Source organism: Corynebacterium sp. c25Ua_89, assembly GCF_047459735.1.
GTDB lineage: Bacteria > Actinomycetota > Actinomycetes > Mycobacteriales > Mycobacteriaceae > Corynebacterium > Corynebacterium simulans.
This window is the reverse complement of record NZ_JASBOD010000001.1, coordinates 460,226-474,134: the sequence shown is the minus strand read 5'-3', so window position 1 is coordinate 474,134 and position 13,909 is coordinate 460,226. Positions and strand designations below refer to the sequence as shown.

Here is a 13,909-nt window from a genome sequence, read left to right as displayed (position 1 = left end):
ACCGTTTTAGATAATCCACCACAATCCGTGACAATCCACCACCCGTTAATCAAAACATCTAGACTTGAGGGGTCAATAATCAACCGATCCACAAAGTAAGGGGCGTCCCCAGTGTCGCAAGAAAAGCTGACCCCAGAATTGCAAGCCATGGTCGAGCGCCGTTATCCGGCTGACTGGACTGATGTGGATACTCGCGCGGTCGACACCGTCCGCGTTCTCGCAGCAGATGCTGTCCAAAAGTGCGGCTCCGGGCACCCAGGCACCGCGATGTCCCTGGCACCGTTGGCTTATACCCTGTACCAGCGCGTCATCAATCATGACCCGAACGATGTTAAGTGGGCCGGCCGCGACCGTTTCGTTCTTTCTGTTGGTCACTCCTCGCTGACGCAGTACATCCAGCTTTACTTGGGCGGCTTCGGTTTGGAGCTGGACGACCTCAAATCCCTACGTACCTGGGGTTCGCTGACGCCAGGCCACCCAGAGGTCAACCACACCGACGGCGTGGAGATTACCACCGGCCCGCTCGGCCAGGGTTTGGCCTCCGCAGTCGGCATGGCCATGGCGGCCCGCAAGGAACGTGGGCTTTTCGACGCCGCAGCCCCGGCCGGCGAGTCCCCGTTCGATCATTTCGTTTACGTCATCTCCTCTGACGGCGACCTACAAGAAGGCGTTACCGCCGAGGCTTCCTCGCTGGCGGGCACCCAGAAGCTGGGCAACCTCATCGTGTTCTGGGATGACAACCGCATCTCCATCGAGGACGATACGAACATCGCCTTCAACGAGGACGTCGTAGCGCGCTACGAGGCCTACGGCTGGCACGTCCAGACCGTCGAGTCCGGTGAAGACGTCGTAGCACTCGAAGCCGCTGCACAGGCCGCCCGCGAGGAAACCGAGCGCCCATCTTTCATCCGCGTCAAGACCGTCATCGGTTATCCGGCACCAAACAAAATGAACACCGGCGGCGTGCACGGCGCTGCGCTGGGTGATGAAGAGGTTGCCGCCACCAAGGAAGTTCTGGGCTTCGATCCAGAAAAGACTTTCGAGGTCTCCGACGAGGTAATAGCCCACACCCGCAAGCTGCGTGAGCGCGGCGCCGAGGCGCACGCTAAGTGGCAGGAAAAGTTCGACGCTTGGGCTGCCGCAAACCCAGAGGGCAAGGCGCTCTTCGACCGCATGCAGGCACGTAAGCTGCCGGAGAACTTCGCAGCAGAATTACCGGAATGGGATGAGGGCGATTCCATCGCTACCCGAAAGGCCTCTGAGGCCACCATCCAGGCATTGGCTGCTGCAGTTCCGGAGATGTGGGGCGGTTCCGCCGACCTGGCTGGTTCCAACAACACCGTCATCAAGGGCGCCCACTCCTTCGGCCCTGAGTCCATCACCACCGGAGCTTGGGATGCTAAGCCTTACGGCCGCAACCTCCACTTCGGTATTCGCGAGCACGCGATGTCCGCAATCATGAACGGCATCGCGCTGCACGGCAACACCCGCGTTTACGGCGGCACCTTCCTGATCTTCTCCGAGTATCAGTACCCGGCCGTCCGTCTCGGTGCCTTGATGTCCACCGATACCTACTACGTCTGGACCCACGACTCCATCGGCTTGGGCGAGGATGGCCCAACCCACCAGCCGGTCGAGACCTTGACTGCCCTTCGTGCTATCCCGAATCTCTCGGTCATCCGCCCAGCTGACGCCAACGAGACTGCGCAGGCTTGGGCCGCCGCCTTCGAGTACAAGGCAGCTCCAAAGGGCCTTGCGCTTTCCCGCCAGAACCTGCCGGTGCTTGCCGGAACCAAGGAAAAGGCAGCCGAGGGCGTACGTCGTGGCGCCTACGTCTTGGTAGAAGCATCCAAGGAAACCCCAGACGTCATCCTGCTGGCCACCGGCTCCGAGGTGCAGCTGGCTGTCGAGGCCGCGAAGCAGCTCGAAGCAGAAGGCACCGCCACCCGAGTTGTCTCTGCGCCATGCCTGGAATGGTTCGACGAACAGGACGATGCCTACCGCGAGTCCGTGCTGCCTTCCGCAGTCCGCGCCCGCGTCTCCGTCGAGGCTGCTCTCGCAATGCCTTGGTATAAGTACACCGGTACCTTCGGCCGCAATGTCTCCCTCGAGCACTTCGGCGCTTCTGCCCCAGCCGGCGAGCTCTTCGAGAAGTTTGGCATCACCACCGAAGCCGTAGTCAACGCCGCCCACGAATCCATCACCGCTAGCAAATAAGGAAACCATGTCGCATATTGATGAACTTGCTCAACTCGGTACCTCTACCTGGTTGGACGATCTTTCCCGCGAGCGCCTAGACTCCGGCAACCTCGAGGAGATCATCTCCTCCAAGTCCATCGTGGGTGTCACCACAAACCCGGCCATCTTCGCCGCTGCGATGTCCAAAGGCACCGCTTACGATGCCGCGATTGCGCAGCTTAAGGAAGAGGGAGCAAAGGCTGACGACGCCGTCTACGCCCTTGCCATCGAGGATGTCGCCCGCGCATGCGATATGTTCGCAGGAATCTACGAGGCATCTTTAGGTCGCGACGGGCGCGTTTCCATCGAGGTCGATCCCCGCATTTCTGCCGATGCCGAGGCCACCATCCAGCAGGCACGTGAGCTGTGGGCGCGCGTTAACCGTCCGAACCTGATGATCAAGATTCCGGCCACCGAGGGTTCCCTTCCGGCCATCGCTGACGCGCTTGCCGACGGCATCTCCGTCAACGTCACCTTGATCTTCTCCGTCGAGCGCTACGGTGAAGTCATCGACACCTTCAAGAAGGGCCTGCACCGCGCCGAGGAGGCCGGCCACGACGTTTCCAAGATTCACTCCGTGGCTTCCTTCTTCGTCTCCCGTTTGGACAGCGAAGTCGACAAGCGCCTCGAGGCAATCGGAAGCGATGCTGCCTTGGCAGCGCGCGGCAAGGCGGGCGTCGCCAATGCCCAGCGCGCCTACGCCCTATTCAAGAAGGAGCTGCTGGAGGCAGGCGATCTTCCCGCAGGCGCGAATGTGCAGCGCCCGCTGTGGGCGTCGACGGGCGTTAAAAACCCCGACTACCCCGCTACCTTGTACGTTTCCGAGTTGGCTGGCCCGCACACGGTCAACACCATGCCGGAAAAAACTATCGACGCAGTGCTAGCAGAAGGCAACTTGCACGGTGATACCCTAAGCGATTCCGCCGAGCAGGCAGAAGCCGTCTTCGCCGAGCTAGCAGAACTCGGTATCGACTTCGACGATGTCTTCGCGCTCCTGGAAAAAGAGGGCGTCGATAAGTTCGTCGCCGCTTGGGAAGAACTTCTGGAATCGATGGCAGCTCGCCTGTAGCTGCGGCCGCCTATTTGGCCGCGCGCCCCGCTGACTAACCTCGGCGGGGCGCTTGTCGCTAGAATGTGTCGCTGGAGAATTAAGTTGGGAAAGGAACCCCCTGTGACGGAATCGAGCGCCTGGGTAAATCCACTGCGCAACGCGAAGGACAAGCGCTTACCGCGCATCGCCGGCCCCTCGGGCATGGTGATTTTCGGTGTAACCGGTGACCTCGCTTATAAGAAACTGCTACCCGCCATCTACGACCTTGCGCACCGCGGCCTCCTTCCCGCTGGTTTCACCTTGGTGGGCTATGGCCGCCGTGACTGGAACAAACAAGAGTTCTGCGACTACGTGATGGGCGCAGTCAAGGCAGGCGCCCGTACCAAGTTCAACGAGCACGTCTGGCAGCACCTGGCGCAGGGCATCGAGTTCGTGCACGGTGCTTTTGATGACGCCGGCTTCGACGCCCTGTCCGCACGATTGGCGGAGCTAGATTCCTCCCGCGGTACAGGCGGCAACTGGGCTTATTACCTTTCTGTTCCACCCGAGTTCTTCTCCAGCATCTGCCACCAGCTTGAGCGCGTTGGCATGGCCAACAGCGCTGACGATTCTTGGCGCCGCGTCATCATTGAAAAGCCTTTCGGCCACGACCAAGCATCTGCTCGTGAGCTCAATGAGATTGTCAACGCGGTCTTTCCGGAGTCTTCCGTCTTCCGCATTGACCACTACCTTGGCAAGGAAACCGTCCAGAACATTATGGCGCTGCGCTTTGCCAACCAGATCTTCGAGCCGATGTGGAATGCGCACTACATCGACCATGTGCAGATCACTATGGCAGAGGACATCGGCTTGGGAGGCCGCGCCGGCTACTACGACGGCATCGGCGCCGCCCGCGATGTTATCCAGAACCACCTGTTGCAGCTGCTCGCCCTCGTAGCTATGGAAGAGCCTTCTTCCTTTGAACCGGAGGCACTACAGGCGGAAAAGATCAAGGTCTTGCGCGCGACCCAGGCGGTTCACCCGTTGAACAAGACCACCGCCCGCGGCCAGTATTCTGCAGGTTGGCAGGGCTCCGAGTACGTGCGGGGCCTGCGTGAGGAGGACGGATTCGATCCTGCTTCTACCACTGAGACCTATGCGGCCTGCACCCTTGAGGTCAACTCCCGTCGCTGGGCCGGTGTGCCTTTCTACCTGCGCACCGGCAAGCGCCTCGGCCGCCGCGTCACCGAGATCGCACTGGTATTCAAGACCGCCCCGCACCAGCCGTTCAACAACGGTCAGGCAGAGGCTCTCGGCCAGAATGCCGTGGTCATTCGCGTCCAACCAGACGAGGGCGTAACAATGCGCTTCGGTTCAAAGGTGCCGGGTTCCACCATGGAAGTCCGCGATGTCAACATGGACTTCGCCTACGCAGAGGCCTTCACCGAGGAATCTCCTGAGGCTTATGAGCGCCTCATCCTCGATGCTTTGCTCGACGAGTCCTCACTTTTCCCGACCAACGAGGAAGTCGAGCTCTCCTGGTCCATCCTCGACCCAATTCTTGACTATTGGGCCAAGGCCGGGCAGCCGGAAGAATACCCAGCGGGCACTTGGGGCCCTGAATCCGCCAACACGATGCTGCGCCGCCGGGGCCATACCTGGCGTCGCCCTTAAGGAGGCCACAGCGATGATTATTCCATTGCCTGATACCACGACCCGCGAGATCTCCAAGAAGCTCGTTGAGGCGCAGGAGCACTACACGCTGACCACTGGCCGCGTGCTCACGCTTATTGTTGCCGCTAACGAGGGCGACGATATCGAGGGAATCCTAGCCTCCATTCGCGACGCTTCGCACGAGCACCCCTCCCGCGTGCTCGTCGTCATCGCCGGCTCCGGCGACAAGGAAACCCACCTCGATGCCGAGCTGCGCGTCGGCGGTGAGGCTGGCGCCTCGGAGATCGTCGTCATGCACCTGCACGGCGACCTAGCTGAGCAGTCCGAGTCCGTGGTTATCCCACTGCTGCTTCCGGATACGCCACTGGTTGCTTGGTGGCCCACCAAGTGCCCAGCTAATCCAGCGCAGAGCCCAATCGGCAAGCTGGCGCAGCGCCGGATCACCAACGTGGCCTACGGGGATGGGGCGAGCCATGAGGAGCTCATGCAGCTCTCCCGCGGCTATACCCCGGGGGACTCGGATATGTCTTGGGCAGCCATTACCTTGTGGCGCGGCATCGTAGCATCGGCGCTTGACCGCCACCCACATGAGCCGGTCGAGTCCGTGGAGATCTGCGGAGCGGCAGAAAGCCCTGCCGCTGACTTTGCTGCGGGCTGGCTTGTCGACGCCCTGGGTGTTCCGGTAACCAGGAAAACAACGGCGGCTCCAGAGCCGGGGGCGTTTCCTATCCACTCCCTGCTCTTTAACCGCGTATCCTCACACGTAACAGTCGACGTCGTCGACGCTAGCACCGTCCGCGTACAGGTTCCGGGTTCCCCGGATTCCCTGGTCTCGTTGAGCGTGCGTTCGCAGGCAGAAATCCTCTCCGAGGACCTGCGCCACCTCGACTCTGACAAGACATATGCGCACTCGCTTCGCGCACTGTCGCGCGTGGACTACAGTTAGTCGTACATCTTTATTTTTTACACCCCTTTTAAGGATCAAACACACATGGTCACTCTTCACCGCGTAAGCGATGTAGACGAACTCATATCCTCTGCCGCCCGCAAATTCATCGACGTAGTCACGTCGGTCCAGGCCCCGGGCGGCGGCCTTCACGAAGACGGCGTGGCGCGCGTTGTTCTCACCGGCGGTGGTGCCGGCATCGGAACTCTGCACGAGCTAGCTCGCCTCGATGCCGCTGCGAAGCAGCAGAGTGAGGATTACCCAGCCTTGGCCATCGATTGGACCCGCGTGCACGTCTTCTTTGGTGATGAGCGCAATGTTCCAGTCTCCGATCCTGACTCCAACGAGGGCCAAGCCCGTGCGGCACTCCTGCACGCAGCGGGCGTTCCGGAAGAACACATTCACGGTCTCGACTTGGGCGCTATCGCCATGGAGCATGCGGCGAAGGCCTATGCGGGCGAGATTTCGGAGTTCGCACCTAACGGCTTCGACCTTCACCTGCTCGGCATGGGCGGCGAGGGCCACATCAACTCCATGTTCCCGCGTTCTGAGGCAGTAATGGAACAAGAAGACCTCGTTGTAGCAGTCCCCGACTCTCCCAAGCCACCAGCAGAGCGCGTCACGCTGACGCTACCTGCGGTTAACCGCTCCGAGCGTGTGTGGTTCTTGGTCTCCGGTGAGGAAAAGGCTGAGGCGGCCTCCCACATCGTGGCCGGCTCCCCCGCCATCGAATGGCCTGCAGCCGGTGCGCATGGCACTAGCGAAACCATTCTTTTCTTAAGCGACGACGCCGCGACGGTAATCGAAGAATAAGAAACGAATAAAAAGCAGAAAAGTAAAAGGCCGCGCTTCCTTAAAAGTAAAGGAAGCGCGGCCTTTCTTTAAGCCTGCTTAGGCTTTAAACGGCGTATGCCTGGATCAGGTTGAGCGCTACGATGCAGGCCAACCAGATGATAACCATCACGATGGTGTAGCGGTCCAAGTTCTTCTCCACGACGGTGGAGCCAGAAAGGTTGGACTGGACGCCGCCGCCGAAGAGGCTGGAAAGTCCGCCGCCCTTGCCCTTGTGCAGCAACACGAAGATGGACATGAGGATCGCGGCAATCACCAAGATGATTTCCAGTGCCAAGATCATAGGATCGTTCCTCTCAGAATTTATTAATTAACTCCGGACTACTCTACACCACGAAGTGGGCCGAAGAATACTTCGACCCACGTGCGTAGCGCTGGTTATCCAGTACCTATTCCTTGACCCGGTGCTTAGGCAACGGTGGATGCGTTTGCAGCGAGCTTGGCAAATTCGTCGCCTACCAAGGAAGCTCCGCCGACTAGCCCGCCATCGACGTCGGGCTTGCACACGATCTCGGCGACGGAGTCAACCTTGACGGAACCGCCGTAAAGAATACGAATGCCTTCCGCCACCTCTTCGCCCGCAAGTTCGCGCACGAGAGCACGGATTGCAGCGCAAACCTCCTGGGCGTCGTCAGCGGAAGCAACCTTGCCGGTGCCGATGGCCCAGACAGGCTCATAGGCAACGACGGTCTTAGACAAGTCCTCAGCGGACAGGCCTGCGAGGGAATTGCGGGTCTGGTTGACCACGTAGTCAACGTGGGTGCCGGACTCGCGAACGTCGAGGGGCTCGCCGACGCAGACGATCGGGCTCAGGCCGTGCTTAAGTGCTGCAGCAGCCTTTTCCGATACGAGCTCGTCGGTCTCGCCGTGGTACTCGCGGCGCTCAGAGTGGCCAACTACGGCCCACTTGCAGCCCAAGGATGCGAGCATCTTGCCTGAGACCTCACCGGTGTAGGCGCCAGAATCGTGCTTGGAGATGTCCTGTGCGCCGTAGGTCAAAAGCAGCTTGTCGCCCTCGGAGAGGGTCTGCATGGTGCGCAAGTCAGTAAACGGCACCATGAAGGCGACGTCGACCTTGTCGTAGTAGTCCTTCGGCAGAGAGAAGTCGAACTTCTGGATGGAGGCGATTGCTTCCTTGTGGTCCAGGTTCATCTTCCAGTTACCGGCAATCAGTGGTTTACGTGCCATGGAAAATTTTCCTTTCAGGTTTTATTGTGCGTTGGCCTGTGTAACCGCGGCGCTTATGCCTGCAGAACAGATACGCCCGGCAGTTCCTTACCCTCGAGGAACTCAAGGGATGCGCCACCGCCGGTGGAGATGTGGGAAAAGCCCTCTTCATTCAGACCAAGCAAGCGAACCGAAGCAGCGGAGTCGCCACCGCCGACGACGGTGAAGGATCCGTTGTTTTCGGTGGCAGAGATGATGGACTTAGCCACGCCTTCGGTGCCCTTGGAGAATGCCTCCATCTCGAATACGCCCATCGGACCATTCCAGAATACGGTCTTAGAGGATGCAATAACCTCGTCGAATACCTTGACGGACTCAGGTCCAATGTCCAGGGACATCCAGCCCTCTGGGATGCCGTCGAGGGCGACAACCTTGCTTTCCGCATCAGCGTTGAACTCGGTAGCAGCGATGAGGTCTACCGGCAGAACGAGCTTGTCACCGAAGCGCTCGAGCAAGTCCTTGCAGTTGTCGATCTGGTCTTCCTGCAGCAGAGAGTTCTGAACGTTGTAGCCCTTTGCCGCGAGCAGGGTGTAGCACATGCCTCCACCAATGATGACCTTGTCAGCCTTATCTGCCAGCGCTTCGATGACGCCGAGCTTGTCAGAGACCTTCGCGCCGCCGAGGACAACCACGTATGGGTGCTCTGGCTTTTCAGCGACAGCTGCGAGAGTCTCGACTTCCTTCTGCACAAGTTTGCCTGCAAACGCCGGCAGGCGCTTAGCGACGTCGTATACGGAAGCCTGCGCGCGGTGGACAACGCCAAAACCGTCGGAGACGAAGGCGCCGTTATCCGCAGCCAAGGCAGCGAGCTCATCAGCGAAAGCGCCGCGCTCAGCCTCATCCTTGGAGGTCTCGCGAGCATCGAAACGCACGTTCTCGATCAGCATGACGTCACCGTCGTTAAGACCGTTTGCGCGCTCGTGTGCGTCCTCACCGGTTACGTCGCCAGCAAGCGCTACGTATTGACCCAGTGCCTCAGAAAGAGCCTCTGCTACCGGTGCCAGGGAGTACTTCTCGTTTACCTCGCCCTTTGGACGGCCCAAGTGTGCGGAAAGGATGATCTTGGCGCCGCCTTCAACGAGTGCCTTGATGGTTGGCAGGGATGCGGTGATACGTCCGGAGTCAGTAATGTTGCCTTCCTCGTCGAGCGGCACATTGAAGTCGGAACGTACGAGGACGTGGCGGGACTCCACACCCTCTGCGATGAGGTCATCAAGGGTCTTGAAAGCCATTGGATTCTCCTTCATTGAAATTTTTAAAAGCGTTCTATACAAGACTACCGGCCCACGCATGACCCTTGGGCGGGAAATTACGTGAGCCGGTAGAACATCTAAGCCAAGCCTCTAGTTAGGACTTGCAAGCGCCGAGCTTAAAGCTTGGAAGCGACCAAGGAGGTGGTGCGCACGAGCTGGTTGGTGTAGCCCCACTCGTTGTCGTACCAGCCAAGGACCTTGACGAGGTTGCCGTTGGAGACCTTGGTCATGCCGGCGTCGAAGATGCAACCGTGTGGGTCGGTGATGATGTCGGTGGAAACGATTGGGTCTTCGGTGTATGCGAGGGTCTCGCCGAACTCGCCAACAGCAGCTTCCTTGATTGCAGCGTTGATTTCCTCAACGGTGACGTCGCGGGAAGCGGTGAAAGTCAGGTCGGTTGCGGAACCGGTGATGGTCGGAACGCGCATTGCGTAGCCGTCCAGCTTGCCTTTAAGCTCCGGAAGAACCAGTGCAACTGCCTTTGCAGCGCCGGTGGAGGTCGGAACCATGTTGACCGCTGCAGCGCGTGCACGGCGTGGGTCCTTGTGTGGTGCATCCTGGATGCGCTGGTCACCGGTGTAGGAGTGAACGGTGGTCATTAGGCCCTTTTCGATGCCGAACTTGTCATTGAGGACCTTTGCCATCGGTGCCAGGCAGTTGGTTGTGCAGGATGCTGCGGAAATAACGTTGTGCTTTGCAGCGTCGTATTCGTCGGAGTTGACGCCGTAGACGAAGGTGCCGTCAACGTTCTTGCCCGGTGCAGAAATGATGACCTTCTTGGCGCCAGCCTCGATGTGAGCCTTTGCTGCCTCGCCATCGGTAAAGAAGCCGGTGGACTCGATAACGATGTCAACGTTGTGCTCGGACCAGTTCAAGTTCTTTGGATCGCGCTCAGCAGAAACTGCGATGCGGTGGCCGTTGACGGTGATGGACTCGTCATCATGAGTGATCTCGCCGTCGAAGCGGCCGAGAACGGAATCGTACTTGAGAAGATTTGCCAGGCTGCCGTTGTCGGTGAGGTCGTTGACTGCAACCACCTCGAGGTCGGAGTCGCCCTGGGCAACTGCACGGAAGAAGTTGCGGCCAATGCGGCCAAAGCCATTGATGCCTACGCGGATGGTCACTGTTTTTCTCCTCTATAAAATCGAGTAAAAGTTATGTGGGCTCCGAGGCATCTCCTCTAGTTCGTCTTTGGTGCGAAGAACCTCGGTGAGTTTTCCCAACACGGCCGATACTACCGAGCAAACACCAAGCATGCAGCGGCCAAAGGGCCACCCCGAGGCTTTCTATAACCAGGTAGTGACGTACGGTAAAAACAGGCGTACAATTTTTCGCCCACATGACTAATCCGCACCGAAAATACCCTGCACTACTCCCGAGTTTGTCTGTATGTGTTGGTTTATGTTGCCTGGGGTGGGATATATCACTCCCCCCAGCTCAGCGCAGATTACCAAACATATCCAGCAGGTACCAGACGCAGCAATACTCGGCGTTAAGTATCCGCCTACTCCCGAATGTGCCTGTTTTGCCCGAACAAAACCGCCCCGTCCGATCGGACAAGGCGGCTGGCGGCTAAGGCTTTGATCGAAGTCTTAAAAATCAGAAACTTTTTAACGTAGAAAGTCTACGACTCGTCAAAAAGATCCTCTGTGATCGAATCGTTGGTGTCCGGAATATCAAGCTCCTCGGCGCGCTTATCTGCCATGGAAAGCAAGCGCCGGATACGTCCGGCAACAGCATCCTTAGTCATTGGAGGATCCGCCAAGCGGCCTAGCTCCTCCAAGGAGGCCTCGCGATACTGGACGCGCAGGCGACCCGCATCTGCGAGGTGCTCGGGCACGTCGTCACCCAAAATTTCCATCGCGCGCTCAACACGGGCGGCGGCAGTTACCGCAGCACGCGCGGAACGACGCAAATTAGCATCATCGAAGTTATCTAGGCGCTTCGAGGTATCGTGCGCCTCGCGCTTGACGCGCTTCTTCTCCCACGTCAAGCGGGTTTCCTGAGCGCCCATGCGGGTCAACAACGCGCCAATAGCATCGCCATCGCGCACAACGACGCGATCAGCGCCACGGGTTTCCTTGGTTTTTGCAGAGATTCCCAGGCGGCGTGCACAGCCCACCAAAGCCAGCGCTGCCTCTTGGCAAGGGCACAGCACCTCGAGGGTAGAAGAACGGCCCGGCTCGGTCAGCGTCCCTTGAGCAAGGAATGCGCCCCTCCATGCGGCCTCGTTGTCAGCGATAGAGCCCGAGATTACCTGCGGCGGCAGCCCCACCACCGGATGGCCTGAACGAGTAACCAACCCTAGGCGACGCGTTAGCTCCTTTGCGCCCGAGGCAATGCGCAGCTGAACGCGAGACTTCTTCTGGGAACCGGCCGGCCCTACAACATGCGAGGTAGCCTTCACGCTGTAGAGTTCATCGAGGGCTTCGATGAGCCGCTCGGCAATGCGCAGATTGTCCACTTCGATTTCGTAGGCCATCTGATCCCCGCTTACGGTCAGCTCGCCGGCAAAGCGCAACATGGCGGAAATTTCCGCGGCACGAGCGGACTGGCGTGGAACGGAGACTACTGTGAGTTCATCCTTGACCTGTTCGGTCAATGAAGCAGACAAAGTCCTTGCCCCTTTCTCAATGATTCTTGCTGTACAGACCGAGCATCATCCAACCAGGCCTGCGCAGACGCGGTATGCCCTATCAGGCACGGAATGCCTTATACAGACATAGAGAAACACTAGTCTAGCCTGCACGATAAATCTTTGGCCGCACCAGGCTAGCTTTGCTCGAGCAATCCCTTCAGCGCAGCAGAAAGCTTGTGTGGATCATGCTTGTTTAGACGCACGCCGTTTTCATCACGCAGGCTAACGTCAGCGAATACCGCTTGGGCGCCCAGTACGTTGGCGGCGCGCTGCAAATAGCTGCGCTCACTCTCACTCGGGATAGCGTTGGAATCCACCAAGACTCGGTCGATGCGCAGTTCCGGCGCATGCTGGGCCAACACGTGGAGATGCCGCTCCGCAGAAAAGCCCTGAGTCTCGCCTGGTTCTGCCGAAAGATTCAGCACAACCACGCGCATCGCGGAAGAGCTCTTCACAGTGTTCACGATTTCCGGCACCAGCACGTGCGGTAGCACCGAGCTAAACCAAGAGCCGGGGCCGATGGTGATGAGGTCGGCGTCGGAAAGCGCGGCCAAAGCGTTCGGATTGGCCTGTGGATGCGCCGGAAGGATGCGTACCCGACGTACCTGACCCGGCGTGGAAGCCACCGCCACTTGGCCGCGTACGGCCCGCATGATGCGGGGATCCTCGTCAAGTCCGGCGACCTCCGCCTCGATGTCCAGCGGATGATTGACCACCGGCAGCACGCGGCCGCGGGAATTGGTCAACTGGGCTACCTTATCCAGGGCCGCCTGATAATCGCCCAGCACCTCAGTCAGGCCAGCGATGAGCAAATTACCCACGGCGTGCCCTGCCATCGCACCGTTGCCCCGGAAACGATGTTGCAACGTCTCTGCCCACATTTGGCCTGTTTCCGTGTCATCGGAAAGCGCGGCCAGCGCCATGCGCAGATCTCCGGGTGGAATGATTTCCAGCTCACGGCGCAGACGCCCTGAAGAGCCACCGTCATCGGCGACGGTAACGATGGCTGAGATCCGCTCCACGCCCGTCATCTGGGCAGCAAGAAGGGTTTGATAAAGACCATGGCCGCCACCGAGGCAAGCCATGTGGGTTTGTCGAGTCATTAGTGGATTTATAAGCTTTCCGGGTCAATTGTGCAAGGAAATAGGAAAAACTAGCCGCGTTGAATATCGCGGTGCAGAGCGTTTACCTCGAGGTCCCCACGCTGACGCAGGCGCCGGGTCAATTCCTCGGCAACGGCAACGGAACGGTGGTGGCCGCCCGTACAGCCAACGCCGACTGTGATGAAGTTCTTGCCCTCGTGACGATAGCCCTCGAGCATGGTGCCGAACAAGTCTAGGAAGTGCTCAATGAACTTCTCGGCGGCAGGATGGGCCAAGACATAGTCCGAAACCGGCTCATCGGTACCGCGGTAGCCGCGCAGCTCCGGAACCCAATAAGGATTGGGCAAGAATCGCACGTCAAGCACAAGGTCTGCATCGCGAGGCGAGCCATTTTTGAAGCCAAAGGACTCGACGGTGACGTGCTGGACGTCTTTGCGCATATCACCGAAAGCGGCCTCCATCGCACGCCGCAGATCATGGATGGAGAGGTTGGTGGTATCGATGATGATGTCAGCACGCTCGCGGGCATGCGCGATGGCTTTTCGCTCCCTCTGAATGCCTGCCTTCAACGTGTCGCCGCCCTGTAGGGGGTGGGTACGGCGCACGGAATCGAAACGACGAATCAAAACGTCATCGCGTGCATCGAGAAACAGTACCGTTGGCTTCATGCCGAGTTCGGTAACTTCATCGATGGTCTCCAGCAGCGAACCTGGAAACATGCGGGAACGCACGTCAGTTACCGCTGCGACCTTCTTAACTTTGGTCTCCTCCATCGCGCACAGCTTAAGAAGATCAATGATGGCCTTCGGCGGGATGTTGTGGGCGACGTAGTAGCCTTTGTCCTCCAAGACTTTGGCTGCGGAAGTCAAGCCACCACCCGACATACCGGTGATGAAGATGGGCGGGGATTCTAAGTGCGTCATGCAGCCCATCTTAACCCGCGAAGAC

12 protein-coding genes are annotated in these 13,909 nt (G+C 59.2%); 5 read left to right on the top strand and 7 right to left on the bottom strand.

The genetic code is table 11. The features are described from left to right. Positions 1 to 147 precede the first annotated feature (147 nt). The 5 genes from tkt (at position 148) to pgl (ending at position 6,701) form a co-directional block, all read left to right on the top strand. On the top strand, positions 148 to 2,217 hold the full coding sequence (gene tkt / locus QKB66_RS02225; protein ID WP_311518359.1) for a transketolase: 2,070 nt from the start codon (positions 148 to 150) through the stop codon (positions 2,215 to 2,217). A gap of 7 nt (positions 2,218 to 2,224) precedes the next feature. Beyond that, positions 2,225 to 3,307 carry a transaldolase gene (tal, locus tag QKB66_RS02220; protein WP_311518344.1) on the top strand — a complete coding sequence of 361 codons (1,083 nt, stop codon included), beginning with the start codon at positions 2,225 to 2,227 and terminating at the stop codon, positions 3,305 to 3,307. A gap of 102 nt (positions 3,308 to 3,409) precedes the next feature. Then, on the top strand, positions 3,410 to 4,942 hold the full coding sequence (zwf, locus tag QKB66_RS02215) for a glucose-6-phosphate dehydrogenase (protein WP_414252598.1): 1,533 nt from the start codon (positions 3,410 to 3,412) through the stop codon (positions 4,940 to 4,942). A 13-nt stretch (positions 4,943 to 4,955) separates the two neighbouring features. Then, entirely contained in the window at positions 4,956 to 5,888 is a 933-nt protein-coding gene (locus QKB66_RS02210) for a glucose-6-phosphate dehydrogenase assembly protein OpcA (protein WP_248090342.1), read from the top strand. 45 nt (positions 5,889 to 5,933) lie between these two features. Then, entirely contained in the window at positions 5,934 to 6,701 is a 768-nt protein-coding gene (gene pgl / locus QKB66_RS02205) for a 6-phosphogluconolactonase (RefSeq protein WP_414252597.1), read from the top strand. An 85-nt stretch (positions 6,702 to 6,786) separates the two neighbouring features. Here the strand turns inward: pgl and secG are convergent, their stop codons facing one another. The 7 genes from secG to rapZ all read right to left on the bottom strand — a co-directional run bounded on the left by secG (position 6,787) and on the right by rapZ (position 13,884). Beyond that, positions 6,787 to 7,023 carry a preprotein translocase subunit SecG gene (gene secG / locus QKB66_RS02200; RefSeq protein ID WP_061922327.1) on the bottom strand — a complete coding sequence of 79 codons (237 nt, stop codon included), beginning with the start codon at positions 7,021 to 7,023 and terminating at the stop codon, positions 6,787 to 6,789. 125 nt (positions 7,024 to 7,148) lie between these two features. After that, positions 7,149 to 7,928 carry a triose-phosphate isomerase gene (tpiA, locus tag QKB66_RS02195; protein ID WP_414252596.1) on the bottom strand — a complete coding sequence of 260 codons (780 nt, stop codon included), beginning with the start codon at positions 7,926 to 7,928 and terminating at the stop codon, positions 7,149 to 7,151. Between the two features lie 53 nt (positions 7,929 to 7,981). Further along, positions 7,982 to 9,199, bottom strand: a complete 1,218-nt coding sequence (locus tag QKB66_RS02190; protein WP_248090357.1) for a phosphoglycerate kinase — start codon at positions 9,197 to 9,199, stop codon at positions 7,982 to 7,984. Positions 9,200 to 9,336: 137 nt separating this feature from the next. Next, positions 9,337 to 10,344, bottom strand: coding sequence for a type I glyceraldehyde-3-phosphate dehydrogenase (gene gap, locus QKB66_RS02185; RefSeq protein ID WP_248090360.1), 1,008 nt, complete (start codon positions 10,342 to 10,344; stop codon positions 9,337 to 9,339). Positions 10,345 to 10,844: 500 nt separating this feature from the next. After that, positions 10,845 to 11,834, bottom strand: a complete 990-nt coding sequence (gene whiA, locus QKB66_RS02180) for a DNA-binding protein WhiA (RefSeq protein WP_311518346.1) — start codon at positions 11,832 to 11,834, stop codon at positions 10,845 to 10,847. Positions 11,835 to 11,992: 158 nt separating this feature from the next. Next, entirely contained in the window at positions 11,993 to 12,961 is a 969-nt protein-coding gene (locus QKB66_RS02175; protein WP_248090365.1) for a gluconeogenesis factor YvcK family protein, read from the bottom strand. Positions 12,962 to 13,011: 50 nt separating this feature from the next. Next, entirely contained in the window at positions 13,012 to 13,884 is an 873-nt protein-coding gene (gene rapZ / locus QKB66_RS02170) for an RNase adapter RapZ (RefSeq protein ID WP_096337366.1), read from the bottom strand. Positions 13,885 to 13,909: the final 25 nt, after the last annotated feature.

Coding starts and splice junctions, on each gene's coding strand:
- tkt (WP_311518359.1), top strand. CDS start 148: ATGGTCGAGCGCCGTTATCCGGCTGACTGGACTGATGTGGATACTCGC.
- tal (WP_311518344.1), top strand. CDS start 2,225: ATGTCGCATATTGATGAACTTGCTCAACTCGGTACCTCTACCTGGTTG.
- QKB66_RS02210 (WP_248090342.1), top strand. CDS start 4,956: ATGATTATTCCATTGCCTGATACCACGACCCGCGAGATCTCCAAGAAG.
- pgl (WP_414252597.1), top strand. CDS start 5,934: ATGGTCACTCTTCACCGCGTAAGCGATGTAGACGAACTCATATCCTCT.
- secG (WP_061922327.1), bottom strand. CDS start 7,023: ATGATCTTGGCACTGGAAATCATCTTGGTGATTGCCGCGATCCTCATG.
- tpiA (WP_414252596.1), bottom strand. CDS start 7,928: ATGGCACGTAAACCACTGATTGCCGGTAACTGGAAGATGAACCTGGAC.
- QKB66_RS02190 (WP_248090357.1), bottom strand. CDS start 9,199: ATGGCTTTCAAGACCCTTGATGACCTCATCGCAGAGGGTGTGGAGTCC.
- QKB66_RS02175 (WP_248090365.1), bottom strand. CDS start 12,961: ATGACTCGACAAACCCACATGGCTTGCCTCGGTGGCGGCCATGGTCTT.
- rapZ (WP_096337366.1), bottom strand. CDS start 13,884: ATGACGCACTTAGAATCCCCGCCCATCTTCATCACCGGTATGTCGGGT.